The sequence below is a fragment of the Streptomyces narbonensis genome (genome assembly GCF_014649015.1).
In the GTDB taxonomy this organism is placed as follows: domain Bacteria; phylum Actinomycetota; class Actinomycetes; order Streptomycetales; family Streptomycetaceae; genus Streptomyces; species Streptomyces narbonensis.
The window spans coordinates 524,032-546,815 of sequence record NZ_BMSF01000001.1; the positions used below are offsets into that span (position 1 = coordinate 524,032).

General features: G+C 71.5%; 24 protein-coding genes. 11 read left to right on the forward strand and 13 right to left on the reverse strand.

All coding sequences use genetic code 11. The features are described from left to right. The first annotated feature begins 10 nt into the window (after positions 1-10). Together era and IE124_RS02255 are read left to right on the forward strand one after the other, a co-directional pair. Positions 11-961 carry a GTPase Era gene (gene era, locus IE124_RS02250; RefSeq protein WP_370468724.1) on the forward strand — a complete coding sequence of 317 codons (951 nt, stop codon included), beginning with the start codon at positions 11-13 and terminating at the stop codon, positions 959-961. A 40-nt stretch (positions 962-1,001) separates the two neighbouring features. After that, a complete protein-coding gene (locus tag IE124_RS02255) occupies positions 1,002-2,303 on the forward strand; it encodes a TerD family protein (RefSeq protein ID WP_189504195.1) in 1,302 nt (433 codons plus the stop codon). Positions 2,304-2,306: 3 nt separating this feature from the next. On the opposite strand, the gene IE124_RS02260 is transcribed toward IE124_RS02255, so the two are convergent. Together IE124_RS02260 and IE124_RS02265 are read right to left on the reverse strand one after the other, a co-directional pair. Further along, positions 2,307-2,558: a protealysin inhibitor emfourin gene (locus tag IE124_RS02260; RefSeq protein ID WP_189504197.1), complete on the reverse strand. Its 252-nt coding sequence runs from the start codon at positions 2,556-2,558 to the stop codon at positions 2,307-2,309. Between the two features lie 20 nt (positions 2,559-2,578). Continuing rightward, positions 2,579-3,631, reverse strand: coding sequence for a M4 family metallopeptidase (locus IE124_RS02265; RefSeq protein ID WP_189504199.1), 1,053 nt, complete (start codon positions 3,629-3,631; stop codon positions 2,579-2,581). Between the two features lie 296 nt (positions 3,632-3,927). On the opposite strand from IE124_RS02265, the gene leuA reads away from it, so the two are divergent. From leuA to IE124_RS02280, 3 genes are all read left to right on the forward strand, one after another. After that, positions 3,928-5,691: a 2-isopropylmalate synthase gene (leuA, locus tag IE124_RS02270; RefSeq protein WP_189504201.1), complete on the forward strand. Its 1,764-nt coding sequence runs from the start codon at positions 3,928-3,930 to the stop codon at positions 5,689-5,691. 248 nt (positions 5,692-5,939) lie between these two features. Beyond that, the gene (locus IE124_RS02275; protein ID WP_189504204.1) at positions 5,940-7,337 is read left to right on the forward strand and encodes a choice-of-anchor A family protein; all 1,398 of its coding nucleotides are present in this window, start codon (positions 5,940-5,942) and stop codon (positions 7,335-7,337) included. Between the two features lie 131 nt (positions 7,338-7,468). Then, positions 7,469-8,161 (forward strand): TerB family tellurite resistance protein, encoded by a 693-nt coding sequence (locus IE124_RS02280; protein WP_189504206.1) that lies wholly within the window; start codon positions 7,469-7,471, stop codon positions 8,159-8,161. Positions 8,162-8,175: 14 nt separating this feature from the next. Here IE124_RS02280 and IE124_RS02285 read toward each other — a convergent pair whose 3' ends face one another. From IE124_RS02285 to IE124_RS02310, 6 genes are all read right to left on the reverse strand, one after another. Next, a complete protein-coding gene (locus IE124_RS02285; protein ID WP_189504209.1) occupies positions 8,176-9,549 on the reverse strand; it encodes an FAD-binding oxidoreductase in 1,374 nt (457 codons plus the stop codon). Between the two features lie 126 nt (positions 9,550-9,675). Further along, a complete protein-coding gene (locus IE124_RS02290) occupies positions 9,676-11,457 on the reverse strand; it encodes a LuxR family transcriptional regulator (RefSeq protein WP_189504211.1) in 1,782 nt (593 codons plus the stop codon). Between the two features lie 70 nt (positions 11,458-11,527). Then, the gene (locus tag IE124_RS02295) at positions 11,528-12,898 is read right to left on the reverse strand and encodes an FAD-dependent oxidoreductase (RefSeq protein ID WP_189504212.1); all 1,371 of its coding nucleotides are present in this window, start codon (positions 12,896-12,898) and stop codon (positions 11,528-11,530) included. A gap of 167 nt (positions 12,899-13,065) precedes the next feature. Continuing rightward, positions 13,066-13,866 (reverse strand): hypothetical protein, encoded by an 801-nt coding sequence (locus tag IE124_RS02300; RefSeq protein ID WP_189504215.1) that lies wholly within the window; start codon positions 13,864-13,866, stop codon positions 13,066-13,068. A gap of 55 nt (positions 13,867-13,921) precedes the next feature. Next, positions 13,922-14,119: a DUF397 domain-containing protein gene (locus IE124_RS02305; protein ID WP_189504217.1), complete on the reverse strand. Its 198-nt coding sequence runs from the start codon at positions 14,117-14,119 to the stop codon at positions 13,922-13,924. Next, on the reverse strand, positions 14,101-14,934 hold the full coding sequence (locus tag IE124_RS02310; RefSeq protein ID WP_189504219.1) for a helix-turn-helix domain-containing protein: 834 nt from the start codon (positions 14,932-14,934) through the stop codon (positions 14,101-14,103). Before IE124_RS02310 ends, IE124_RS02305 begins: the two co-directional genes overlap by 19 nt. 132 nt (positions 14,935-15,066) lie before the next feature. Between IE124_RS02310 and IE124_RS02315 the strand changes: the two genes are divergently transcribed. Together IE124_RS02315 and IE124_RS02320 are read left to right on the forward strand one after the other, a co-directional pair. After that, positions 15,067-15,288: a hypothetical protein gene (locus IE124_RS02315; RefSeq protein ID WP_189504221.1), complete on the forward strand. Its 222-nt coding sequence runs from the start codon at positions 15,067-15,069 to the stop codon at positions 15,286-15,288. Beyond that, entirely contained in the window at positions 15,285-15,500 is a 216-nt protein-coding gene (locus IE124_RS02320) for a hypothetical protein (protein WP_055643552.1), read from the forward strand. Before IE124_RS02315 ends, IE124_RS02320 begins: the two co-directional genes overlap by 4 nt. Positions 15,501-15,531: 31 nt before the next feature. Here IE124_RS02320 and IE124_RS02325 read toward each other — a convergent pair whose 3' ends face one another. Beyond that, positions 15,532-16,164, reverse strand: coding sequence for a maleylpyruvate isomerase family mycothiol-dependent enzyme (locus tag IE124_RS02325; protein ID WP_189504223.1), 633 nt, complete (start codon positions 16,162-16,164; stop codon positions 15,532-15,534). A gap of 71 nt (positions 16,165-16,235) precedes the next feature. On the opposite strand from IE124_RS02325, the gene IE124_RS02330 reads away from it, so the two are divergent. The 4 genes from IE124_RS02330 to IE124_RS02345 are packed head-to-tail and all read left to right on the forward strand — an operon-like array spanning position 16,236 to position 19,313. Continuing rightward, positions 16,236-17,183 (forward strand): LysR substrate-binding domain-containing protein, encoded by a 948-nt coding sequence (locus tag IE124_RS02330; protein ID WP_189504224.1) that lies wholly within the window; start codon positions 16,236-16,238, stop codon positions 17,181-17,183. After that, positions 17,180-17,929 (forward strand): DNA repair protein RecO, encoded by a 750-nt coding sequence (gene recO, locus IE124_RS02335; RefSeq protein ID WP_189504226.1) that lies wholly within the window; start codon positions 17,180-17,182, stop codon positions 17,927-17,929. Before IE124_RS02330 ends, recO begins: the two co-directional genes overlap by 4 nt. A 12-nt stretch (positions 17,930-17,941) precedes the next feature. Beyond that, a complete protein-coding gene (locus tag IE124_RS02340) occupies positions 17,942-18,766 on the forward strand; it encodes an isoprenyl transferase (protein WP_189504228.1) in 825 nt (274 codons plus the stop codon). Between the two features lie 22 nt (positions 18,767-18,788). After that, positions 18,789-19,313: a YcxB family protein gene (locus tag IE124_RS02345; RefSeq protein WP_189504230.1), complete on the forward strand. Its 525-nt coding sequence runs from the start codon at positions 18,789-18,791 to the stop codon at positions 19,311-19,313. Positions 19,314-19,407: 94 nt separating this feature from the next. Here the strand turns inward: IE124_RS02345 and IE124_RS02350 are convergent, their stop codons facing one another. From IE124_RS02350 to IE124_RS02365, 4 genes are all read right to left on the reverse strand, one after another. Continuing rightward, complete coding sequence (locus IE124_RS02350) at positions 19,408-19,818, reverse strand: Fur family transcriptional regulator (RefSeq protein ID WP_189504233.1); 411 nt, start codon at positions 19,816-19,818, stop codon at positions 19,408-19,410. A gap of 80 nt (positions 19,819-19,898) precedes the next feature. After that, positions 19,899-20,792, reverse strand: a complete 894-nt coding sequence (locus IE124_RS02355) for a metal ABC transporter permease (RefSeq protein ID WP_189504235.1) — start codon at positions 20,790-20,792, stop codon at positions 19,899-19,901. 16 nt (positions 20,793-20,808) lie between these two features. Beyond that, the gene (locus IE124_RS02360; RefSeq protein ID WP_189504237.1) at positions 20,809-21,585 is read right to left on the reverse strand and encodes a metal ABC transporter ATP-binding protein; all 777 of its coding nucleotides are present in this window, start codon (positions 21,583-21,585) and stop codon (positions 20,809-20,811) included. Positions 21,586-21,614: 29 nt separating this feature from the next. Then, positions 21,615-22,622: a metal ABC transporter substrate-binding protein gene (locus tag IE124_RS02365; RefSeq protein WP_189504239.1), complete on the reverse strand. Its 1,008-nt coding sequence runs from the start codon at positions 22,620-22,622 to the stop codon at positions 21,615-21,617. Positions 22,623-22,784 lie beyond the last annotated feature (162 nt).

A 22,784-nucleotide genomic window follows, 5' to 3' on the forward strand; every position in this document is an offset into this window, starting at 1 on the left:
ATCGGGGACAATGGCCCCCATGAGCGCTCGCAACCCTGAAACCGAAGCCGTCCACCGGGCCGGCTTCGCCTGCTTCGTCGGCCGCCCCAACGCGGGCAAGTCCACCCTCACGAACGCTCTGGTCGGCCAGAAGGTGGCCATCACCTCGAACCGGCCGCAGACCACCCGGCACACCGTCCGCGGCATCGTGCACCGCCCGGACGCGCAGCTGATCCTGGTCGACACCCCCGGCCTCCACAAGCCGCGCACCCTCCTCGGCGAGCGGCTCAACGACGTCGTGCGCACCACCTGGGCCGAGGTCGACGTGATCGGCTTCTGCCTGCCCGCCGACCAGAAGCTCGGCCCCGGCGACAAGTTCATCGTCAAGGAACTCGCCGCGATCAAGAAGACCCCGAAGGTCGCGATCATCACCAAGACCGACCTGGTCGACTCCAAGACGCTCGCCGAGCAGCTCATCGCGGTCGACCAGCTCGGCAAGGAGCTGGGCTTCGAGTGGCAGCAGATCGTCCCGGTCTCGGCCGTCGGCGACAAGCAGGTCCAGCTCGTCGCCGACCTGATCATCCCGCTGCTGCCCGAGTCCCCGCCGCTCTACCCGGAGGGCGACCTCACGGACGAGCCGGAGCAGGTCATGGTCGCGGAGCTGATCCGCGAGGCCGCGCTCGAAGGCGTACGGGACGAGCTGCCGCACTCGATCGCGGTGGTCGTCGAGGAGATGATCCCGCGCGAGAACCGCCCGGCGGACCGGCCGCTGCTCGACATCCACGCCAACGTGTATATCGAGCGCCCCAGCCAGAAGGGCATCATCATCGGCCCGAAGGGCAGCCGCCTCAAGGAGGTGGGCATGAAGTCCCGCAAGCACATCGAGGCCCTGCTCGGCACCCCGGTCTTCCTCGACCTGCACGTGAAGGTCGCGAAGGACTGGCAGCGGGACCCCAAGCAGCTGCGCAAGCTCGGTTTCTGAACCCGTCGACTTCCCCCCGGCCGCGTGCCAGCATGACGCGGTGACGCAGATCATCAAGGGGGGAAACCTGCCGGTCCCCGGGCAGGTGTGGCGGGTCGCGGTCGTCCGGCGGGCCGCCGGCGACGGGGTGCCGGAGGTCGACGCCTCCGCGCTGCTCCTGGACGCCGTGGGCAAGGTCAGGGGCGACGGCGACCTGGTCTTCTACAACCAGCTCGCGCACGCCTCCGGCGCCGTCCGCCACGTCGGGCAGGTGCGGGACGAGGAGCGGCGCGTCGCCGACTGGCTGGAGATCGACACGGCGCGCGTCGAGCCCGACGTCCAGCGCATCGCGATCACCGCCTCCTGCGACGAGGGAAGCTTCGGCCAGGTGCCCGGGCTGCTCGTGCGGACGATCAGCGCCGGTACGGGGGAGCAGCTGGCGCTGTACGAGGTGGACGACGCGACGACGGAGACGGCGTTCGTCCTCGGCGAGTTCTACCGGCGCGACGGCACGTGGAAGTTCCGCGCGGTGGGCCAGGGGTACGACTCCGGGCTCGTCGGCCTCGCCGAGGACTTCGGCATCGAGGGCAGCGGCCCGGCCGCGGCGCCCGGGCCCGAGTCCCTTGCCGTCGAGGGCGTGACCGAGCTCCCGGCGCCCGGGCCCGAGCCCGTCGCTGTCGAGGGCGTGACCAAGCTCCCGGCGCCCGAGGTCCTCGCAGCGGCGTCCTCGTCCCCCGCCGCGCTCTTCGGCAGGGACTTCCCGGAGTACGTCCGGGAGGGCGAGGGCAATCAGGACGTCACCGTCGACGTGCCCCTGCCGCCCGGCATCCTCCTGATCGACACCGAGCGGCAGGGCGACGGCTACTTCTGTGTCCGGAGGATCGACGAAGAGGGCGAGCCGGGCCCCGGCCACGCGCTGGCCAACACGACCCTGACGGACTTCGAGGGCCGGGCGGCGCTGTGGTTCGACGGAAAGGGCCCGCTCTACCTGCGCGTCGACGCCTCGAACCGCAGATGGAAGATCACACTCCGGCCGGTCGGCGCCGTGGCGGAACTCGGCCGAGGGGCCAAGGGCCGCGGCGCGGACGTGCTGCTCCACACGGGACCCGCCGCCGAGCTCGCCGCCGCCCTCCGCCCGGTCGGGGACCACGCCTACTTCGAGGTGCGGGGCTACGCGCCGGACTCCCGGGACTGCCACGACTACAAGTCGCTCGCCAACGAGGCCGGCAAGCGCCCGAAGTCCCTGAGACGGCTGCCGACGGGACCCCTGCTGGTGGCGGTCGGGTCCTCCGAAGGCGACTGGACGCTGGAGGTCCGGCGCCCGAAGGAGCAGGGGGCCGGCGGGTTCTGGCGCCGCGGGTGACCGCTACGCGCCCTCCTTGAGGACCCTCGTCACGAGGGTCCTCTGCGCCTCCGTGAGACGGGGGTCGCAACAGCGGACCGTGCGGCCGTCGACGGTGATCTCGTACGAGAAACCGTCCGGCACGCCCCGGACGTCACCGTCGCCCTCGGCGAGGACGGTGGCGGCCAGGGACTCCCACTCGGGGTCCGAGACCTCCACCTCCGCCGACCGCTCGATGCCCGCGAAACCGCCCGTGCGCCGCACTCGAATCCGCATGGGCCCTGTCTACCAGCCGGTCAGTCGGTGGGCACCCCCACCGCCGCCCAGGCCTTCAGGACGGCCTGGATCTCCTCCCCGTCGCCGTACCGGGCCTTGGCCGCCGCCACCGTGGCCGCCGCGAACTCCGAGAACCGGGTCTCGGGGGTGAGCGTCCCGCCCGTCATCACGTCGTACCAGACCTGCCCGGGCCGCTCCCAGGCGTTCCCGCCGAGCTCGGTCGCGAACAGGTAGAAGGCGTGGTTGGGGATGCCCGAGTTGATGTGCACCCCGCCGTTGTCCCGGCTCGTGCGGACGTAGTCGTCCATGTGGGCGGGCTGCGGGTCCTTGCCGAGGACGTCGTCGTCGTACGCGGTGCCCGGGGCCTTCATCGAGCGCAGGGCCGTGCCCTCCACGTTCGGGTGGAAGAGTCCCTCGCCGATCAGCCAGTCGGCCCGGTCGGCGCTCTGCCCGAGGGCGTACTGCTTCACGAGCGAGCCGAAGACGTCGGAGACGGACTCGTTGAGCGCGCCGGACTGGCTGAAGTACTCCAGGTTCGCCGTGTGCTGGGTGAAGCCGTGGGCCAGCTCGTGGCCGATGACGTCCACCGGCAGCGTGAAGTCGAGGAAGATCTCGTCGTCGCCGTCGCCGAACACCATCTGCTCGCCGTTCCAGAAGGCGTTGCCGTAGTTCTCGTCGTAGTGGACCGAGGCCCGCAGCGGCAGCCCCGAGCCGTCGATCGAGTCCCGCCCGAAGGCGTTCAGGAAGAGGTCGAAGGTGGCGCCGAGGCCCGCGTACGCGCGGTTGACGGTGGCGTCGCCGGTCGCCTCCTCACCCTCGGCGCGGACCCGCGTGCCCGGCAGCTCGGTGCCGCGCTCGCAGTCGTAGACGGTGCGGTGCGGCCGGCCGACGTCCGCCGGGGCGAGCGTCGGCGCGCTGCCGGGCAGCGGCAGCACCCGGCTCGTCCGGGCCGAGGCGTCCGCGATGAGGGTGCGGCGCGCGGCGGCGGCGACCGCCGGGTTCGAGGAGCGCGCCAGGTGCTCCAGGAGGTGCGGCGGGACGATCGAGCAGAAGACGGGCGTCTGGGGAGTCATCCCAGCAATGTGGCACTGCGTGATGTCACTGTCACGAGTTGAGACGAGGATTGGCGAAATGGAGTGATACGTCACTGATCAGCCTTGACGCGCGGCCCGTCCCGCATACTGAAACAGGACGTCCGTCTCCGACGTCCCTGGGCTAAGCTGCGGCACATCATGCGTTTCGGGCTGCTTCTCCTTAGCTGCCGCGGCGAGGGCCTGTAGTCGTAGGCCGACCCCCTCCCCGCGGGACCTGGTGTTGCGTTCGACAGTCGGCCGTCCTTCTTGAAGCTGGACCCGAGGAGCCAAACGCAATGACCCAGTCCCCGTTCGTCAGCCGCCCCACGCCCGTCACCAACGCGACGCAGCTGCAGAAGCCCTCCGGGATGCCGATCCACAAGTACGGCCGCTACGAGGCCGTGCAGATCCCCGACCGCACCTGGCCCGAGCAGCGCATCACGCAGGCGCCCCGCTGGCTGTCGACCGACCTGCGCGACGGCAATCAGGCCCTGATCGACCCGATGTCCCCGGCCCGCAAGCGCGAGATGTTCGACCTGCTGGTCCGCATGGGCTACAAGGAGATCGAGGTCGGCTTCCCCTCCTCCGGCGAGACCGACTTCAACTTCGTGCGTTCCATCATCGAAGAGGGCGCGATCCCGGACGACGTCACCATCTCCGTACTGACCCAGGCCCGCGAGGACCTGATCGAGCGGACCGTGGAGTCCCTGGTCGGCGCCAAGCGCGCCACCGTCCACCTGTACAACGCCACCGCGCCCACCTTCCGCCGGGTCGTCTTCCGCGGCTCGAAGGAGCAGATCAAGCAGATCGCCGTGGACGGCACCCGCCTGGTCATGGAGTACGCGGAGAAGCTGCTCGACGAGCGGACGGTCTTCGGCTACCAGTACAGCCCCGAGATCTTCACCGACACCGAGCTGGACTTCGCCCTGGAGGTCTGCGAGGCGGTCTGTGACGTCTGGCAGCCGGGCCCGGGCCGCGAGATCATCCTCAACCTGCCCGCCACCGTGGAGCGTTCGACGCCGTCCACGCACGCGGACCGGTTCGAGTGGATGTCCCGGAACCTGACCCGCCGCGAGCACGTCTGCCTGTCCGTCCACCCGCACAACGACCGCGGCACCGCGGTCGCGGCGGCCGAGCTGGCCATCATGGCCGGCGCCGACCGCATCGAGGGCTGCCTGTTCGGCCAGGGCGAGCGCACCGGCAACGTCGACCTGGTGACCCTGGGCATGAACCTGTTCAGCCAGGGCGTCGACCCGCAGATCGACTTCTCGCAGATCGACGAGATCCGCCGCACGAGCGAGTACTGCAACCAGATGGAGGTCCACCCGCGCCACCCCTACGCGGGCGACCTGGTCTACACCGCCTTCTCCGGCTCCCACCAGGACGCCATCAAGAAGGGCTTCGACGCGATGGAGGCCGACGCGGCCGCCAAGGGCGTCACCGTCGACGACATCGAGTGGGCCGTGCCCTACCTGCCGATCGACCCGAAGGACGTCGGCCGCTCCTACGAGGCGGTCATCCGGGTCAACTCGCAGTCCGGCAAGGGCGGCATCGCGTACGTCCTGAAGAACGACCACAAGCTGGACCTGCCCCGCCGGATGCAGATCGAGTTCTCGAAGATCATCCAGCAGAAGACCGACAGCGAGGGCGGCGAGGTCACGCCGGCCGCGATCTGGTCCGTCTTCCAGGACGAGTACCTGCCCAACCCGGACAACGCCTGGGGGCGCATCCAGCTGCGCTCCGGTCAGACGACCTCCGACACGGACGGCACGGACACGCTGACCGTCGAGGCGATCGTCGACGGTGCCGAGACCGTCCTGTCCGGCTCCGGCAACGGCCCGATCTCCGCCTTCTTCGCCGCCCTGCAGGCGATCGGCGTGGACGCCCGCCTGCTGGACTACCAGGAGCACACGATGAGCGAGGGCGCCTCCGCGCAGGCCGCCTCGTACATCGAGTGCGCCATCGACGGTCAGGTCCTGTGGGGCATCGGCATCGACGCCAACACGACCCGCGCCTCGCTGAAGGCCGTCATCTCGGCGGTCAACCGCTCCGCCCGCTGACACGCTGAGCCGCTGACGCGCTGCACGGCCGCTGCCCCGCACCCTTCCTCCCGGAGGGTGCGGGGCAGCTTCGTGTGTGAGCTGCGTCACGGTTTCAGATTCACTTAAGGAAGATCATGGCGTCATGCCGGATTCGGCGTCATATCGGGTGAGTTGACGGCACATCGGGGAATGGCGGAAGGTCACCTCGTCCCCTCGGACACTCCCCCCACGCGCCCCCTTCGCACCTCCCTGACCTGGAGTTTCGCATGCGCACGACCGCTGCCGTGGCCGCTGTCCTCGCGGTGACCGGCACCGCCCTCGCCTGGGCCCCCGCCGCCTCCGCCACCCCCGCGACGTCGTGCGCGACGAACCCGCTCGGCACGGCCGGCCTCTTCGCCGAGTTCGTCGAGAAGGACTCCGTCCGCCACTCCGACTCCGAGGGCGCGGTCGCGGTCGGCGGCGACGCCACCTTCGGCGACCCGAAGCAGCCCTCGGGCTTCTCGATCGGCCACAAGCTCACCGGCGCCGACCTCGCGAAGCTGCCCGGCGGCCACAGCCTCGTCGTCGGCGGCACCCTGTACGCGAACCAGGTCGTCCTCGACAACGGCACCGGCATCGCCGGCAAGGTCGTCGACCGCTCCACCCCGGGCCAGGGCTTCGGCGTCGACGGCGACAAGGTCGAGGAGGGCGCCACCCCGGCCTCCCCGATCGACTTCGCCAAGGAGTTCGCCGACCTGCGCGCGCTCTCCACCGCCTGGGCGGGGATCACGCCGGGCGGCACGGTCGCCGGCGACAAGGACGCCCAGGGCCTGTTCCTCACCGGCACGGACGCGAAGCTCAACGTCTTCGCGGTGGACGCCGCCGACCTGGAGAAGGTCCGGGCGATCACGCTCAAGGTCCCGGCCGGCTCCTCCACCCTCGTGAACGTGCTCGGCGCCTCGTACGACATGAACAAGTCGGCCACCTACGGCGTCTACTACCAGGGCGCGGACGGCACGGCCCCGGTCATCGACGACTACGTCCTGGCGAGCGAGGACTTCCGGCAGATCCGCTCCAAGCTGCTCTGGAACTTCCCGCAGGCCGAGAGCGTGAAGAAGAACTACACCTCCTGGCCCGGCACGATCCTCGCGCCGAACGCCAAGGTCGAGATGGGCGGGGCGAACATCGGCCCCGGGCACGTCAACGGCTCGGTCGTCGCCGAGGAGCTCGTCACCGTCCCCGGCGCCGAGACCCACCAGATGAACTTCGCCGGCTGCCTCCCGAAGGAGACCACGCCCGGCCCCGTCGTCACCCCCGAGCCGCCCGCGCCGACCGAGACGCCCGTCCCCACGCCGCCCGCGACTCCCGAGCCGACCCCGAGCGAGGGCGGCGGGACGCCCACGGCCCCCGCGACCCCGGGCGCCTCGCAGACCCCCGGGACCTCCGCCTCCCCGTCGACGCCCGCAGGCACCCCCGAGGCCCCGGGCACCGCCGCCACCCCGGGGACGCCGGGCGAGGCGACCACCGCCCCGGCCTCGACCCCGGCGCCGTCCGCCACCCCGGAGGGTGATCTCGCGACGACCGGTTCGGCCATCGGACCCGGGACGATCGGTGCCGCCGTGGCCGCCGTCCTCGTCGGCGGAGGCTTCCTGGCCTTCGCAAAGCGTCGTCGCCGCGCCTCCTGAGGCCGCTCGGACGGTGTCGTGTCTCGGCCATCTCCACGGCGATCTGCTGACGGGGTGCTGACGCCACATCAAGGATGTGGCTAACATCACGCCAACGCCGGCAGTGCAGCCGGGCCGTTGAGGAGGTGCGTGTGCGGTCTGCCCGGAATTCACGTGGTGGGAAAGTGGGCGTCTGCGGAATCCGCACCTCCTGGAACACGGTCGGAGACGGCGAGTTCTTCTGCGAGGAGTGCGGCGGCGACCGGAACTACCGGCGCCGCACCGGCCGCCGCAGATTCGCCGTCCTGGGCGTCCCGGTCCTGCCCAGGGGCTGTACGGGCCCCGTCGTCGAGTGCGCGGCCTGTCACACGCACTTCGGTACGGAGGTCCTCGACCGCCCGACGACGAGCCGCTTCTCCGCCATGCTCCGGGACGGCGTGCACACCGTCGCCCTGGCCGTGCTCGCGGCCGGCGGTACGGATTCCCGCGCGGTCCTCGACCGGGCCGTGAGCGCGGTCCGGTCCGCCGGCTTCGCCGAGTGCACGGCCGTCCAGCTCGTCGACCTCGTCGAGGCCCTGGAGGCCGACACCGGCCGCTTCATGCCCGAGGTGAACCCCGAGGGCAGTCTCCTCGCGATCGAGCTCCACGAGGCCCTGGAGCCGCTCACTCCGCACCTGGCGCCCGCCGGGCGGGAGTCGATCCTGCTCCAGGCCGCCCGGATCGCCCTCGCCGACGGCGTCTACAGCCCGACCGAGATGGAGGTCCTCGGGACCGTCGGGAACGCGCTCTCGCTCGCGCCCGACGACACCGTCCGCCTCCTCGCCTCGGCCCGGACGGTGCCGTAGGGACCCCGTCGTCCTCAGGGCGCGATGTTCTGGTTGAGCCGGAACACGTTGTCGGGGTCGTACCGGCGCTTGACCGCGCGCAGCCGGTCGAAGTTCTGCCGGTAGTTGACCCGGACCCGGTCCTGGTCGTCGGTGTCCATGAAGTTCACGTACCCGCCCTCCTCGGTGTGCGGGCGCAGCGCCTTGTCGTAGGCACGGGTCCAGGCGATGTTCGCCTCCGCGTCCGCCACGCCGGTCGACCAGGTCGCGCCGATGGAGTGCGAGAAGACGGCGTCCCGGTAGGCGAACGCGGTCTCCTCCGGCCCCACCTCGTGGCAGGCCCCGTCGATCGGGAAGATCGCGGTGTCCGACTCCATCGACGGCATCGTCCCGCCGTACTCCATGTGCGCGTCGATCGCGCCGTCCGTGAGGTCGCGGCTGAAGTTGCCCTTCCAGTAGTGGAAGAGCCCCGGCGGCAGCTGCTCGTCGAAGAGGGTGTTGATCACCGGGTAGGGCATCCGCTCCATGAACCGGCCGACGACCGGGCCGAGCCCGTCGAGCCGGGCGAGGACCTTCTCGTCGTCCGCCGCCGGGCCGCTGAAGCAGGTGAACGCGGCGCAGATCGGGCGGCCGTGCCAGCGCTCCGGCAGGAACGGTTCCTCGGGGCCGAGGGCGATCACCAGGATCGTGTTGAGCTCGACCGGCGCGTCCTCGATCATCCGCTGCCAGCCGCGGACCACGTCCGGGCCGAGCGGGTAGCAGGTCAGGCCGGCGAAGACGTCCGAGACCGGGTGCAGCCGGTATGCGAGCGAGACGGCGACCCCGAAGTTCCCGCCACCGCCGCGCAGCGCCCAGAAGAGGTCCGGATGCCGCTCCGCGTCGCAGGAGACGAGCGTGCCCTCGGCGGTCACGACGTCCGCGGCGATCAGGTTGTCGCAGCTCAGCCCGCAGCGGCGGGCCAGATGCCCCATGCCGCCGCCGAGCGTCAGACCGCCGACGCCGGTCGTCGACACGACCCCGCCGGTGGTGGCCAGCCCGAAGGCGTGGGTGGCGTGGTTGAAGTCGCCCCAGGTGGCCCCGCCCTCGGCCCGGGCCGTACGGGCCTCCGGATCGACCCGTACGCCCCTCATGCGGGACAGGTCGACCACGAGGCCGTCGTCCACGGTGCCGAACCCGGCGACCGAGTGGGAGCCGCCGCGCACGGCGAGCGGGAGGGAGTGCTCCCGGGCGTACAGCACCGCGGCCATGACGTCGCCGGCGTCCACGGCGTGGACGACGACGGCCGGGCGGCGGTCGTGCAGGGCGTTGTAGACCCGGCGGGACTCGTCGTACGAGGGGTCGCCGCGGGTCACGACGGTGCCGCGCACGGCACCGCGGAGCGTGTCCAGGAGGGGGGCTGTGGTGGTCATGGTTCCGGTGTAGCCCGGGGGAGCGGTGCGGGGCATCGCCCGAACCGCCCATGTGGGGCGGTGGGCGGGCGTGGGCCGTTCGCACCAGTCGGCACCGGGGGCCCCGTCCGTGCGGGGCGAAGCCGGTCAGACCAGGCCGTGGGCGTACGCGTAGGCCGTCGCGGCGGCCCGGGAGCCCACGCCCAGCTTGGCGAAGATGTTGTTCAGGTGCCGGGAGACCGTGTGCTCGCTGATCACCAGCGCCTGGGCGATGTCCTTGTTCGTGCCGCCCCCGGCGACCAGCCGCAGGACCTCCGCCTCGCGGGCCGTGAGACCGCCCGGCAGCCGCCGCCGCTTCCCGCCGGAGAGCAGCGCCGCCGCGCGCCGGGCGTCCGGTACGGCGCCGAGCCGCTCGAAGACCGTCCGGGCGGCCGCCAGCTCCAGCCGGGCCGCCTCCTCGTCGCCCACCGCCCGGTCCGCCGCCGCGAGCAGCATCCGCACCTGCGCGGCCTCGTACGGGACACGGAGCTCCAGCCAGCCGGCGAGCGCCTGCCGCAGGAGCGGCAGCGCCCGCTCGTGGGCGGGGGTGCCGGGCGCGGTGCCCGTTTCGGCGCCCGCCAGGGCCACCGCGCCGCGCGCCGTGTCGGCGATCGCCCGCAGCAGCGGTACGTCTCCGGCCAGCGTGTCCAGCTCGTCCGCCGCCTCCGCCGCTCCCGGTACGTCTCCGACGGCGAGGGCCACCTCGGTGGTGGCGCCGAGCAGGCGGGCCCGGCCGAGGAGGTCGTGGCGGGAGTCGCCCGCACAGGCCAGGGCCAGCCTCAGTCCCGCCACCGCCGCGTCCGTCCGGCCCTGGGCGAGCCGCAGCAGCGCCAGGCCCGGCTGTGGGATCCGGCCCAGCTCGTGGGCGTGCGCGTACGAGACGGTCGCCGCGTCGAGCCTGCCCTGGCGCCGCTGGACGTCCCCGGCGGCGTAGTACGCGGCCGCCGCCGACTCCAGGCAGTCCGCCGGGACCTCCCGGCACGCCTGCCGGGCCTCCGCCTCCGCGAGCGCCCAGGAGCCCAGCAGGTCCAGCACGTCGACCCGGTGCGCCCGGCACACTCCTCGGAAGGGGTTCTCCCCGGACGGCAGGGCCGCGGGCACGGGCTCGTCGTCCCCCTCGCCGTGCCCTTCGGGCGGACGCCCCGCCCAGGGCGGGGCGCACCACTCCATCGCCGCGTTCGTCCACTCGACCGCGCGCGGGAAGTCCGCCGCCTCCATGCACTGGGTGAGGGCCAGACAGTAGAGCCAGCCCGTGACCATGCCGCTCAGTTCGCCCGCCGTCGCGGCGCAGATCGCGTCGTCGAGGAGCGACAGCGCCTCCGCGCGGCGGCCCTGGGCGAGCAGCGTCGAGGAGGCGGCCTGGCGGCTGAGGGCGAGGAGATCGGGGCTTCCGGAGCCGACGGCGAGGCGGGTCATGCGGTCGCTCGCCGCGAGGGCGCCGGCGGGGTCGCCGTGGGCCAGGGCCTCTTCCGCGTCCGTCCAGGCGAGGAAGCACTGCTCGGGGCAGTCCGGCAGGCCCTCCAAGTGGTGGCGGGCGCGGTGCAGCCAGCCGGAGGCGGCCGCGGGCCGCCCCAGGCCCGCGTACTCGTAATGGAGCCACCAGGCTTCGAGGCCGGCGCCGCGGTGGTCGTCGGCCGCCACGTAGGCGGAGTGGGCCCTCAGCCGGGCGGCGACCGACTCGTCGACGTGTCCGGACCACCAGGCCGCGTCCGCCAGCGCGGACAGGTCGGTGGCGGTGAGCGCCCGGGTGGGATGGAGGTCCTGCGCGTGCAGGAGTGCGTACGCCTCGGCCCAGGACTCCCGGGCCACCGCGTCGCGGGCGTGCTCGACCGTGTCGGCCGTCCCGGCTCCGGCGGTCGCGTCGGCGGTGTGCAGTGTGGGTGCGGACATGGCCTCGCCCCTTCCCGGTCCTTTCAGGGTAGGACCGGGAAGGGGCGAGGGCCTCGGCTCGCGCCGGTGACTACTGGATGGCGCCGCTCGCGCGCAGCATGTCCTCGCGCTCGACGATCTTCACGCGCTCGCGACCCTGCGGCTCGCCGAGCGCCTTCTCGGCGGCGTCCAGGGCGTACCAGCCCTCCCACGTCGTGTACGTGATGCCCTTGCCCTCCAGGAAGGACACGACCGCGTCCGCCTCCGGGGTCTCGGGCGTCAGCAGACGGCCGTTCGCGAAGTCGTCCAGCAGGTTCGCGACGGTCTCGTTGGCGTCGCCCTTGGTGTGGCCGATGAGGCCGACGGGGCCGCGGCGGATCCAGCCGGTGCAGTACGTGGAGGCCAGGTGCTCGCCGGTCTCCTCGATGACCCGGCCGCCCTGGTCGGGGATGGTGCCGGTCGTGGTGTCCCACGGGATCTTCGGGAGCTCGTCGGAGAGGTAGCCGACCGCGCGGTAGACGGCGGACACGTCCCAGTCGGTGGTGGCGCCGGTGCCCGTGACGTTGCCGGTGCCGTCGAGCTCGGTGCGCTCGGTGCGCAGGCCCACGACCTTGCCGTCCTCGCCGAGGATCTCGACGGGCGACTCGAAGAAGTGCAGGAAGAGCTTGTGCGGGCGGTCGCCGACGTCGCGGATCGCCCAGTTCTCCAGGGTCTTCGCGACCATGTCGGTCTGCTTGTTCTTGCGCCGCTCGGCGATCGAGCCCTCGTCGTAGTCGATGTCCTCGGGGTTGACGATGACCTCGATGGTGGGGGAGTGGTCCAGCTCGCGCAGCTCCATGGGGCTGAACTTGGCCTGGGCCGGGCCACGACGGCCGAAGACGTGGATCTCGACGGCCTTGTTGACCTTGAGACCGTCGTAGACGTTCGCCGGGATCTCGGTCGGGAGGAGCTCGTCCGCCGTCTTGGCGAGGATGCGGGCGATGTCGAGCGCCACGTTGCCGACGCCGAGGACGGCGACCTTCTCGGCCTCCAGCGGCCAGGTGCGCGGGACGTCCGGGTGGCCGTCGTACCAGGAGGCGAAGTCGGCGGCGCCGTACGAACCGTCGAGCTCGACGCCCGGTATGCGGAGCTCGCGGTCGAACATGGCGCCGGTTGAGAAGACCACCGCGTCGTAGAAGGAGCGCAGGTCGTCGAGGTGGACGTCGGTGCCGTAGTTCACGTTGCCGAAGAGACGGACCTGCGGCTTGTCGAGCACCTGGTGCAGCGCTGTGATGATGCCCTTGATGCGCGGGTGGTCCGGCGCCACGCCGTAGCGGATCAGGCCGAAGGGGGCGGGCATCCGCTCGAAGATGTCGATGGACACGCCCGGCTCGGTGGCGGCGTCGGACTTCAGCAGCGCGTCGGCGGCGTAGATGCCGGCGGGGCCGGCGCCGACGATCGCGACCCGGAGGGGGCGGGGCATGACGGGATTCCCTTCGCAAGCGAGGTGGCGGCGAAGCCGCCGACACTTAGGTCACCCTAAATAACAACACGCGCAAAGTGGTACCCGGGCCCGGTCTATGGACTCATAAGCCAGACTTATGAGTTCTATAGGCGAGACTTGGGGCCTCGTGGGGCAGGCCCCGGGGGTCAGCTCTGGGCGGCGGCTTCCACCATCAGCCCGACCGTCGCTGCCGCCCCGAGGATCCCGCAGAAGAGGAGGAACACTCCCGCTGTGAGGCCGAGGCGCTGCATGAATCCCGGCCGCAGCGTGACGACGTCCGCCGGGTCCTCCCGGTCGTACGCGACCTCCAGGTAAGGCCCCCCGCCGAAGTGGATGACGGCGCGGTGCAGCCCGGTGGCGTCGACGTAGAGCCACGACCCCGGCAGATTGGCCGGCCGGGCGAACTCCTGGGCGCCGTGCTTGCGGATGCGCCGCCTGTGGAGCCAGTCCGTCAGTTCGTGCTGGCTGCCCGCGAGGCATGCGACGGTGAAGCTCATGAGCGGGACGGTGAGGACGGGGTAGAGGGCGCCTCCGGTCATCCCGCCGACCACGGCCATGACGACGGTCGCCACGAGGCCCGCGAGCGAAAGCCGCTTCAACCGGCGCATGGCCCGCTGGGCCCGGCGCGTCCTCCGGGTGTCGCAGACGACGAGGGAAAGGCCGTCGACCTCCTCGTCGGGTTCGAGCAGCAAGGAGTTCACCCCGTCGGCGAAGGCGACGGCGTGAGCCTCGTCCACCCCCTCGATCCGGTACACCACCGGCGTCGCCCCGGCGGGCGCCCGCAGCTCGACGGCGACCGCCGCCCCCTCGGCCCGCACCCGGGCCACGGCCTCCCCGGGGATGTTGAACTGCTCGTGCCGGCTCCGCAGGAGCAGTCCCTCGGGGATGGCGGAGAGGTTGGTGTGGTCCTCACCCTTGAGCACGGGTATGGACGCGATGATCGACATGGCGGGATCGTAGGGGCGGGAGCCCGCCGTTGTCAGCGAGTGGACGCCACGGCCGTCATCCGGCGACGACGCCGGCGATGAACGCGGACCAGGCGGCGACGGGGATGACGAGGGCGGGGCCGTCGGTGGCCTTGCTGTCCCGGACGGGGACGACGCCGGGGACGTCGTGCGAGACCTCGACGCAGTCGCCGCCGTCACCGTTGCTGTAGGAGCTCTTGAACCAGTTGGCGTTGCTCAGGTCGTACTGGCGCATCGTCTGTAGTCCTCCGCCGCCGACTCGATCAGGGTCAGGGACGCCTCCGGCGACAAGGTTGCGACCCTGAGCAGATCGTAGGTGCGCTGTGCTTGCTTCACCACCGCCGGATCGTCGAGCAGCGTCCCCGAAAAGGCCGTCTCCGTATAGGCCGTTGGCGGCTGGTCCTCGAACTCCATGAGCTTGAGTGTGCCGGTCATGTGCGCGTGTGCGCCGACTGAGCGAGGCAGGACCGCCACCAGTGCCCGTCGTTCCCGCGCCAGCGTTGCGATGTGGCCCAGCGTCGCCGCCATTACCGACGGACCTCCCACAGGCGTGAGCAGCGTGTTCTCGTGCAGAACTACCCAATACTCGGGCCTTGTAGTGCTTCGGAGGATCGCTGCCCTGTCGATCCGTGCGGTGACCTTCTCCTCGATGAACTCCTCCGTGGCGAACGCGTGCGTCGCCACCGTCACCGCCCTTGCGTACTCGGGGGTCTGCATCAGCCCGGGTACGACCACCGGCGCGAACTCGCAGATTCTCGTCGCCACCGCCTCAAGCTCCGCCACCTCGTGGAAATAGGAGGCGTACGGCGACTTGTTGATGAGTTTGCGCACCGTCCGTTCGAAAATACCGCCGGTTTGTAGGACCTCGTCGAGCCTCTGTGCCACATCAAGCTGCGGCCTTCGAATTCCCTGCTCGAAAAGTCCGATGTACCCACCGGACACGAACACCCGTGCGCCCAGATCGCCCTGGGAGAACCCCGCCGTCTCCCGGCGGTCCTTGAGGAGCTCCCCGAAGAACTCCCACGCCTCGTCCTGCTTGCCCTTGGCCATGGATTAACTCTCCAACCCTACGCCGCAGTTGTACGACCTGCGCATCTGCCGATTCTACGGATCCCGACCCACCCTGGAGAGGCGAAGCGGGAAATGGATTCAGAAAGGCATACGTTGGTGAAGGAAGACATCATGAAGACGACCACGGGGGCACTCGAAGCCACGCAAGAGGCAGTGACGGAATTGCGCGAGGCGCTCGCGAGGGCGGGAATCACCCTCCCCTCGCTCGGGCTCGACGTCGTCACCCTCGCCGCCGACCCCCCGAGGCCGCTCGTCGAATTGGGATGCTGCACGGCGGAAACGGCGCGGCTCATCGCCGCGGCCCTGCTGCCGGGGGAGGAGGACAGGCCATGACACTGCCCATCGGGTCGTACGTCGTGGAGATCCGCACCGGACGGGTCGGGAGAGTCATGGGGCACGAGGGGCCCTACGTCCAGATCCGCCCGCTCGGTGGCGGGCGGGAGTGGGACGTGGAGCCCGAGGGTGTGCGCGAGGCGACCTCGTCCGAGCGGCTGAGCGCCGCCACGGCCCACGTCAACGCCCGGAGCCGGGGCGAGGTGCCCTGAAGGTCCCGCGCCCCCGGCCGCGCGGTGCGCGTCACTCCGGCCGGTGGAGCGTGCGGCCGAACGCGAGCAGGAGGAGTTCCCGGGCGGGGCGGCTCACCACCCGGGAGCCGGTCCCGTACGACCAGTCCAGGTCGGTGGCCCGCAGGACGGTGCCGTCGAGGTCCGCCCCGAAGAAGCGCAGCGACCGAGGGGTGACCGTCCCCAGCAGGATCCGCAGGCGCTCCTCGGGGACGCGGCGCCCGAGGCCGAGCGGGACGGTGATGTCCAGGCCGTGGACCACGTCGTGGCCGAGGGCCGCCGTCAGGCCGCCCGGCGGCTTCCAGGGATGGTGGGCGTTGTCCCGCAGGGCCGCCGCGAGTTCGCGCGGGGTGAGGGCGGCGGAGTCTCGGCGTGCGAGGCGGTCGGTCATCCGGTGCAGGTTGCCGCGGGCGCGGGCGAGCTCCAGCGCCGTCCTGCCGAGGGAGTACCGGAACCCCATGCTCATGTGGCCGGCGACCTCCCGTACGCGCCAGCCGTCACACAGCGTCGGTGCGTCCCACTGTTCGTCGGTCAGTCCGTCCAGGACGTCCGCGAGTTCGCGCCGCTCGGCCGCGATCTCCGCCCGTATCCGTGCTCGTATCCGTGCCCGTGCGTCTGCCCGCGTCCCCGCCGTCGTGGTGTCCATGGTCACCAGCGTGGTGAACGGCTTGCCATAAGTCCAAGAGTGAGTTCTTCTCCCGACTAGAATCACTGGTTATGGAGCTTCGCCAGCTGCAGTACTTCCTCGCCGTCGTCGAGGAGGCCAACTTCACCCGTGCCGCCGCCCGCCTCCATCTCGCGCAGCCGGGCGTGAGCGCGCAGATCCGGCAGCTCGAACGGGAGCTCGGGCAGCCGCTGCTCGACCGCTCCGGCCGGACCGTGACCGCGACCGCCGTCGGCGAGGCGGTCGTCCCCTTCGCGCGGGCGGCGCTCGCGGCCGTCGAGGGGCTGCGGCGGACCGTGGACGAGTACACCGGGCTCGTCCGGGGGCAGGTCACGATCGGGCTCGTGTCCGGCGCCGCCGCCGAGGAGTTCGACGTGGCCGCCGTCCTGGCCGACTTCCACGACGACCACCCGCAGGTCGAGATCTCCCTCACCGAGGACACCTCGGAGCGGATGCTGGCCGCCCTGCGCCGGGGCGAGCTCGACCTCGCCGTGATCGGCCTCGCCGACGAGGAGCCCCCGCAGGGCGTCGACCTCCAGGTCTTCGTCGACGTACCCCTGGTCGTCGCCGCGGCCCCGGACGACCCGCTGCTCGCCACCGCCGAGGGCGGCCGCACGGCGCTCCCGCTGGCCGCGCTCGAAGGCCGTCCCCTGATCAGCCTGCCGCGCGGCACCGGCCTGCGCGGGGTGCTGGAGCGCGCCTGCGCCCGGGCGGGCTTCCGGCCGCACGTCGCCTTCGAGGCCGCCGCGCCGCTGCTCCTCGCGCGGCTCGCCGCCCGGGGCCTCGGGATCGCCGTCCTCCCGGAGCTCCCGCCCGGCGCGGTGGCCGAGCTGGGGCTCCGGACCCTCCCCCTCGCCGAACCCGACCTCCGCGGCCGGGTCGCCCTGGCCTGGCCGGCGGACGGACCCGCGGCCCCGGCGGCCGAGGCCCTTCTCGCCCGTATGCGGAAAGCGTTCCCCGCGGTCGGAGTGCCCTCGCCGTACGGGAGAATGGCTCCATGAGTCTGTTCCGCGACGACGGCATCGTGCTGCGCACCCAGAAGCTGGGTGAAGCGGACCGCATCATCACGATCCTCACGCGCGGTCACGGGCGCGTACGCGCTGTCGCACGCGGGGTGCGGCGGACGAAGTCCAAGTTCGGGGCGCGGCTCGAACCGTTCTCGCACGTGGACGTGCAGTTCTTCGCCCGGGGGAGTGAGCTGGTCGGACGCGGGCTGCCGCTCTGCACGCAGAGCGAGACGATCGCCGCGTACGGCGGCGGGATCGTCACCGACTACGCCCGGTACACCGCCGGCACGGCCATGCTGGAGACGGCGGAACGGTTCACCGACCACGAGGGCGAACCCGCCGTCCAGCAGTACCTGCTGCTGGTCGGAGGCCTGCGGACGCTCGCCAGGGGCGAGCACGCGCCGCACCTCATCCTCGACGCCTTCCTGCTCCGCTCGCTCGCCGTGAACGGCTACGCGCCCAGCTTCGACGACTGCGCGAAATGCGGACTTCACGGGCCGAACCGGTTCTTTTCGGTCGGGGCGGGCGGGGTCATATGCGGCGACTGCCGGGTGCCCGGAAGCGTCGTACCCTCTGCGGAGGCCATCGGCCTGCTCAGCGCGCTGCTCACCGGCGACTGGGCGACGGCGGACGCGTGCGAGCCGCGTCACGTCAGGGAGGGCAGCGGACTCGTGTCCGCCTACCTGCACTGGCACCTGGAGCGCGGCCTGCGCTCCCTGCGGTACGTAGAGAAGAACTAGGAGAGACCACCCATGGCCATCGGACGACTTCTCGGGCGGCAGCGTCGGGAGTACAGCATCCCCGAGCCGCACCCCTCCGGTGCCCGCCCGCCGAAGCTCCCGAGCGAGCTCGTCCCGGAGCACGTGGCGATCGTCATGGACGGCAACGGCCGCTGGGCCAAGGAGCGCGGCCTGCCGCGCACCGAGGGGCACAAGGTCGGCGCCGAGCAGGTGCTCGACGTGCTCCAGGGCGCGATCGAGATGGGCGTCGGGGCGATCTCGCTCTACGCCTTCTCCACCGAGAACTGGAAGCGCTCGCCCGAGGAGGTGCGCTTCCTCATGAACTTCAACCGCGACTTCATCCGCAAGACCCGCGACCAGCTCGACGAGCTCGGCATCCGGGTGCGCTGGGTGGGCCGCATGCCCAAGCTGTGGAAGTCGGTGGCCAAGGAGCTCCAGGTCGCGCAGGAGCAGACCAAGGACAACACCAAGCTCACGCTCTACTTCTGCATGAACTACGGCGGCCGCGCGGAGCTCACGGACGCGGCGCAGGCGCTGGCGGAGGACGTGAAGGCGGGCCGGCTCGACCCGGCGAAGATCACCGAGAAGACCATCCAGAAGTACCTGTACTACCCGGACATGCCGGACGTGGACCTCTTCCTGCGGCCCAGCGGCGAGCAGCGCACCTCCAACTACCTGATCTGGCAGAGCGCGTACGCCGAGATGGTCTTTCAGGACGTGCTGTGGCCGGACTTCGACCGCCGCGACCTGTGGCGCGCCTGCGTCGAGTTCGCGTCCCGCGACCGCCGCTTCGGCGGCGTCGACCCGGCCGACCTTGCCGTCCTCGACAAGGCCTGATCACTCTCCGGGGGGACGTTCCGTGGAAGCGAACGAGCGGGTCGAGCTGGCCTATCCGGCCGAGTTCCAGGACGTGCACGAAGCGGTACGGGTCCGCCTGCGGGCCACCTGGTGGTGGAAGCTGCTGCGGTGGGCGGCGTGGGGCGCGAGCCTCCTCGCCCTGCTGGTCACGATCCTGAGCCTGCTGCCGCCCTCGCCCGAACCGGGGGAGAGCGTCCCGCTGGTGGCGCTCTGCGTGGTGGCCGTGGGCTGCGCGGAGTCGCTGCCCTGGCTGACGGCCCAGAGCATCTTCCGGCTGATCAGGGCACAGGGGGACGCGACGGCCGTCGTCGACGACGGCGGGGGGCGGTGGACCTCCAGGGACACCGAGACGACGATCCGCTGGGCCATGCTGCCCCGGTACGTGGAGACGCCACGGCTCTTCGTCCTGCTCACCGCCAAGCAGTCCGGCACCGGCTTCGCCTACCTGCCCAAGCGCGGGCTCGCGGACCCCGCCGACGCGGACCGGCTGCGGGCGGTCCTCGACCGGTGCAGCAGCAGGATCTGACACGACGAGCGGGCCCGTACCGAAGGGATTCGGTACGGGCCCGCTCTCGTCCGCGTGCGGGCGTCGACTCCGCGTGCTCCGCTGCGTACAGGCGCTACTTCTGCGCGCACTCCGCGCACGTGCCGAAGATCTCGACCGTGTGCGCCACGTTCACGAAGCCGTGCTCCGAGGCGATCGTCTCGGCCCACTGCTCCACCATCGGGCCCTCCACCTCCACGGCCTTGCCGCAGACGCGGCAGACCAGATGGTGGTGGTGGTCGCCGGTCGAGCAGCGGCGGTAGACCGTCTCGCCGTCGCTCGTGCGCAGCGCGTCGACCTCGCCGGCCTCCGCGAGGGACTGGAGCGTCCGGTAGACGGTGGTGAGGCCGACCGAGTCGCCGCGGTGCTTGAGCATGTCGTGCAGCTCCTGGGCGCTGCGGAACTCGTCCACCTCGTTCAGCGCCGCCGACACGGCGGCCCGCTGCTTGGTCGAGCGGCCTCGTACGGGGGGTCCTGCCGTCACCACGCGGGCCTCCTTGAATGCTTGTCTGCCCCCGCCATTCTGCCAGCCCCCCGTGTGCCCGCGGTCAGACCGCGTACTGCGGGTCAGACCTTCACGTCGTCGCTCGGCCGCGGACGCGGCGGCTGCGGGGCGTCACAGCCCTCCGCGTCCGCCTCGGCGGCCCGGGCCCGCCGCTTGGCGAGCGGGGTGGCCAGGAGCGTCAGGAGGACGAAGACGCCGATCGCGTACAGGACGATCGTCGCGCCCGGCGGGACGTCCTGGTAGTACGAGGTGGCCGTGCCCGCCAGGGTGACCGTGATGCCGGTCGCCACGGCGAGGACGAAGGTCGTGCGGAACGACTTCGACAGCTGCTGGGCCGCCGCCACCGGCACCACCATGAGCGCGCTGACGAGGAGCAGGCCCACGACCCGCATCGCGACCGTGACCGTCACCGCGGCCGTGACCGCGACGAGCAGGTTCAGGGCGCGCACCGGAAGGCCGGTGACCCGGGCGAACTCCTCGTCCTGGCTGACGGCGAAGAGCTGGCGGCGCAGGCCGACCGTGACCAGGACCACGAAGGCCGCGAGGATCGCGATCGCGGTGATGTCCTCGGAGGAGACCGTCGAGAGCGAGCCGAAGAGGTACGAGCTGAGGTTGGCGTTCGAGCCGGTCGGCGAGAGGTTGATCAGCAGGACGCCGCCGGCCATGCCGCCGTAGAAGAGCAGCGCGAGCGCGAGGTCGCCGCGGGTCTTCCCGTACGCCCGGATCAGCTCCATGGCGACCGAGCCGGCGATGGCGACGATCGTCGCCATCCAGACCGGGCTGGAGTTCAGCAGGAAGCCGAGGCCGACGCCGGTCATGGCGACGTGGCCGATGCCGTCGCCCATCAGCGCCTGGCGGCGCTGGACGAGGTAGATGCCGACGGCGGGCGCGGTGATGCCGACGAGCACGGCCGCGAGGAGCGCGCGCTGCATGAAGGCGAGATCGAGCATTTCCATGATCAGGTCGGCTTCCTCAGGTCAGCAGACCCGTGCGGAGCGGCTCACCGGCCGCGTGCGGATGGACGTGGTCGTGGCCCGGCAGCGCGTGCTGCCCGACGGCCTCGGGCGGCGGGCCGTCGTGGACGACGCAGCCGTCGCGCAGGACGACCGCCCGGTCGATCAGCGGCTCCAGCGGGCCCAGCTCGTGCAGGACGAGGAGGACGGACGTACCGCCCGCGACCTGCTCGCGCAGCGTCGCGGCCAGGATCTCCTGGCTCGCGAGGTCCACGCCGGCCATCGGCTCGTCCATGATCAGCAGTTCGGGCTCGGAGGCGAGCGCACGGGCGATCAGGACGCGCTGGTGCTGGCCGCCGGAGAGCGCGGAGACGGAGTCCTTGGCGCGCTCGGTGAGACCGACGAGGTCGATGGCCCGCGCGACGGCGGCCTTGTCGTCCTTCGTCAGCCAGCCGAAGCGGCGGCGGGAGAGCCGGCCGGAGGCGACGACCTCGCGGATGGTGGCGGGGACGCCGCTGGCCGCGGTGGTGCGCTGCGGCACGTAGCCGACGCGGGACCAGTCGCGGAAGCGCTTCTGCTCCGTGCCGAACAGCTCGATCCGGCCGCCGGTCAGCGGCACCTGGCCTATGACGGAGCGGACGGCGGTGGACTTGCCGGAGCCGTTGGCGCCGAGCAGGGCGACGACCTCACCGCGGCGGACGGTGAGGTCGACGCCCCGGAGGACGGGCCGGGCGCCGAGGGCCGCCGTGGCTCCGCGGACGGAGATGACGGGTTCCGGATCCAGTTCCTGGGCCATGGCTCGTGCCTCCTGCTGCGCTGCTGTGGTCACTTCGCGCCGAGGGCCTTCTTCAGCGCGGCGAGGTTGGACTGCATGACCTCGATGTAGTCATCGCCCTTGGACTTGTCCGTGATTCCCTCCAGCGGGTCGAGCACGTCGGTCGTGAGACCGGTGTCGCCGGCGAGGGTCTTCGCGGTCTTGTCGCTCGCGAGGGTCTCGAAGAAGACGGTGGAGACCTTGTCCTTCTTCGCGATGTCCTGGAGTTCCTTGATGCGGGCGGGGCTCGGCTCGGACTCGGGGTCGATGCCGGTGATGCCCTCCTGCTCCAGTCCGTAGCGCTCGGCGAGGTAGCCGAAGGCGGAGTGGGTGGTGATGAAGGTCCTGGTGGTGGTGTTCTTCAGGCCCGTCGCGAACTGCGTGTTCAGGTCGCCGAGCTTCTTCACCAGGGCGTCGGTGTTCTTCTTGTAGTCCGCGGCGTGGGCCGGATCGGCCTTCTCCAGGGCGGCTCCGACACCCTTGGCGACCTCGGCGTACTTCACGGGGTCGAGCCAGATGTGCGGGTCGGTGCCGGCCTCGGTGCCGTGGTCGTGGCCTTCGTGGCCTTCGTGGGCCTCGTGGCCCGCTTCCTCGGCGCCGTGCTCCTCGCCCTCGTGCTCGTGGCCGACCTCGGTGCCGTGCGCTTCGAGCTTCGTGAGGGTGGCGGCGTCGACGGTGTTCTTGACGCCGGCCTGGGCGATGGCGTCGTCGACGGCGGGCTGGATGCCCTTGAGGTAGAGGATGACGTCGGCCTCGCCGAGCTCGCCGATCTGCCGCGGCTTGAGCTCCAGGTCGTGGGGTTCGACGCCGGGCTTGGTGAGCGTGTCGACGGAGACGTGGCCGCCGCCTATCTGCTCGGCCAGGTACTGCATGGGGTAGAACGACGCGACCACGTCCAGCTTGCCGCTGCTCCCCTTGTCGGCGGCGTCGGAGGTTCCGGCGCAGGCGGACAGGGTGACGAGTCCGAGCGCGACGGCTCCGGTGACGGCGGTGGCGGGTATCAGTCGACGTACGTTCATGACACTCATTTTCAACAAAACTGGAAACGATTGTCAATTGTCATACGTGTGGTCCGGCCCACGTGAGACCTCGGGAGCCCTCGGGATCCCCTGACGCCGGACCGATTTGATGCGGGGGGTACGGGCGCCGGTAACCTGTGGCATTCGCACTTCGTCGTCGTA

What these genes read in the sequence shown, in the direction of transcription:
- era (WP_370468724.1), top strand. Translation starts at nt 11, where the DNA reads ATGGCCCCCATGAGCGCTCGCAACCCTGAAACCGAAGCCGTCCACCGG.
- IE124_RS02260 (WP_189504197.1), bottom strand. Translation starts at nt 2,558, where the DNA reads ATGCGGATTCGAGTGCGGCGCACGGGCGGTTTCGCGGGCATCGAGCGG.
- IE124_RS02265 (WP_189504199.1), bottom strand. Translation starts at nt 3,631, where the DNA reads ATGACTCCCCAGACGCCCGTCTTCTGCTCGATCGTCCCGCCGCACCTC.
- leuA (WP_189504201.1), top strand. Translation starts at nt 3,928, where the DNA reads ATGACCCAGTCCCCGTTCGTCAGCCGCCCCACGCCCGTCACCAACGCG.
- IE124_RS02275 (WP_189504204.1), top strand. Translation starts at nt 5,940, where the DNA reads ATGCGCACGACCGCTGCCGTGGCCGCTGTCCTCGCGGTGACCGGCACC.
- IE124_RS02285 (WP_189504209.1), bottom strand. Translation starts at nt 9,549, where the DNA reads ATGACCACCACAGCCCCCCTCCTGGACACGCTCCGCGGTGCCGTGCGC.
- IE124_RS02290 (WP_189504211.1), bottom strand. Translation starts at nt 11,457, where the DNA reads ATGTCCGCACCCACACTGCACACCGCCGACGCGACCGCCGGAGCCGGG.
- IE124_RS02295 (WP_189504212.1), bottom strand. Translation starts at nt 12,898, where the DNA reads ATGCCCCGCCCCCTCCGGGTCGCGATCGTCGGCGCCGGCCCCGCCGGC.
- IE124_RS02300 (WP_189504215.1), bottom strand. Translation starts at nt 13,866, where the DNA reads ATGTCGATCATCGCGTCCATACCCGTGCTCAAGGGTGAGGACCACACC.
- IE124_RS02305 (WP_189504217.1), bottom strand. Translation starts at nt 14,119, where the DNA reads ATGCGCCAGTACGACCTGAGCAACGCCAACTGGTTCAAGAGCTCCTAC.
- IE124_RS02310 (WP_189504219.1), bottom strand. Translation starts at nt 14,934, where the DNA reads ATGGCCAAGGGCAAGCAGGACGAGGCGTGGGAGTTCTTCGGGGAGCTC.
- IE124_RS02315 (WP_189504221.1), top strand. Translation starts at nt 15,067, where the DNA reads ATGAAGACGACCACGGGGGCACTCGAAGCCACGCAAGAGGCAGTGACG.
- IE124_RS02320 (WP_055643552.1), top strand. Translation starts at nt 15,285, where the DNA reads ATGACACTGCCCATCGGGTCGTACGTCGTGGAGATCCGCACCGGACGG.
- IE124_RS02325 (WP_189504223.1), bottom strand. Translation starts at nt 16,164, where the DNA reads ATGGACACCACGACGGCGGGGACGCGGGCAGACGCACGGGCACGGATA.
- IE124_RS02330 (WP_189504224.1), top strand. Translation starts at nt 16,236, where the DNA reads ATGGAGCTTCGCCAGCTGCAGTACTTCCTCGCCGTCGTCGAGGAGGCC.
- recO (WP_189504226.1), top strand. Translation starts at nt 17,180, where the DNA reads ATGAGTCTGTTCCGCGACGACGGCATCGTGCTGCGCACCCAGAAGCTG.
- IE124_RS02340 (WP_189504228.1), top strand. Translation starts at nt 17,942, where the DNA reads ATGGCCATCGGACGACTTCTCGGGCGGCAGCGTCGGGAGTACAGCATC.
- IE124_RS02355 (WP_189504235.1), bottom strand. Translation starts at nt 20,792, where the DNA reads ATGGAAATGCTCGATCTCGCCTTCATGCAGCGCGCGCTCCTCGCGGCC.
- IE124_RS02360 (WP_189504237.1), bottom strand. Translation starts at nt 21,585, where the DNA reads ATGGCCCAGGAACTGGATCCGGAACCCGTCATCTCCGTCCGCGGAGCC.
- IE124_RS02365 (WP_189504239.1), bottom strand. Translation starts at nt 22,622, where the DNA reads ATGAACGTACGTCGACTGATACCCGCCACCGCCGTCACCGGAGCCGTC.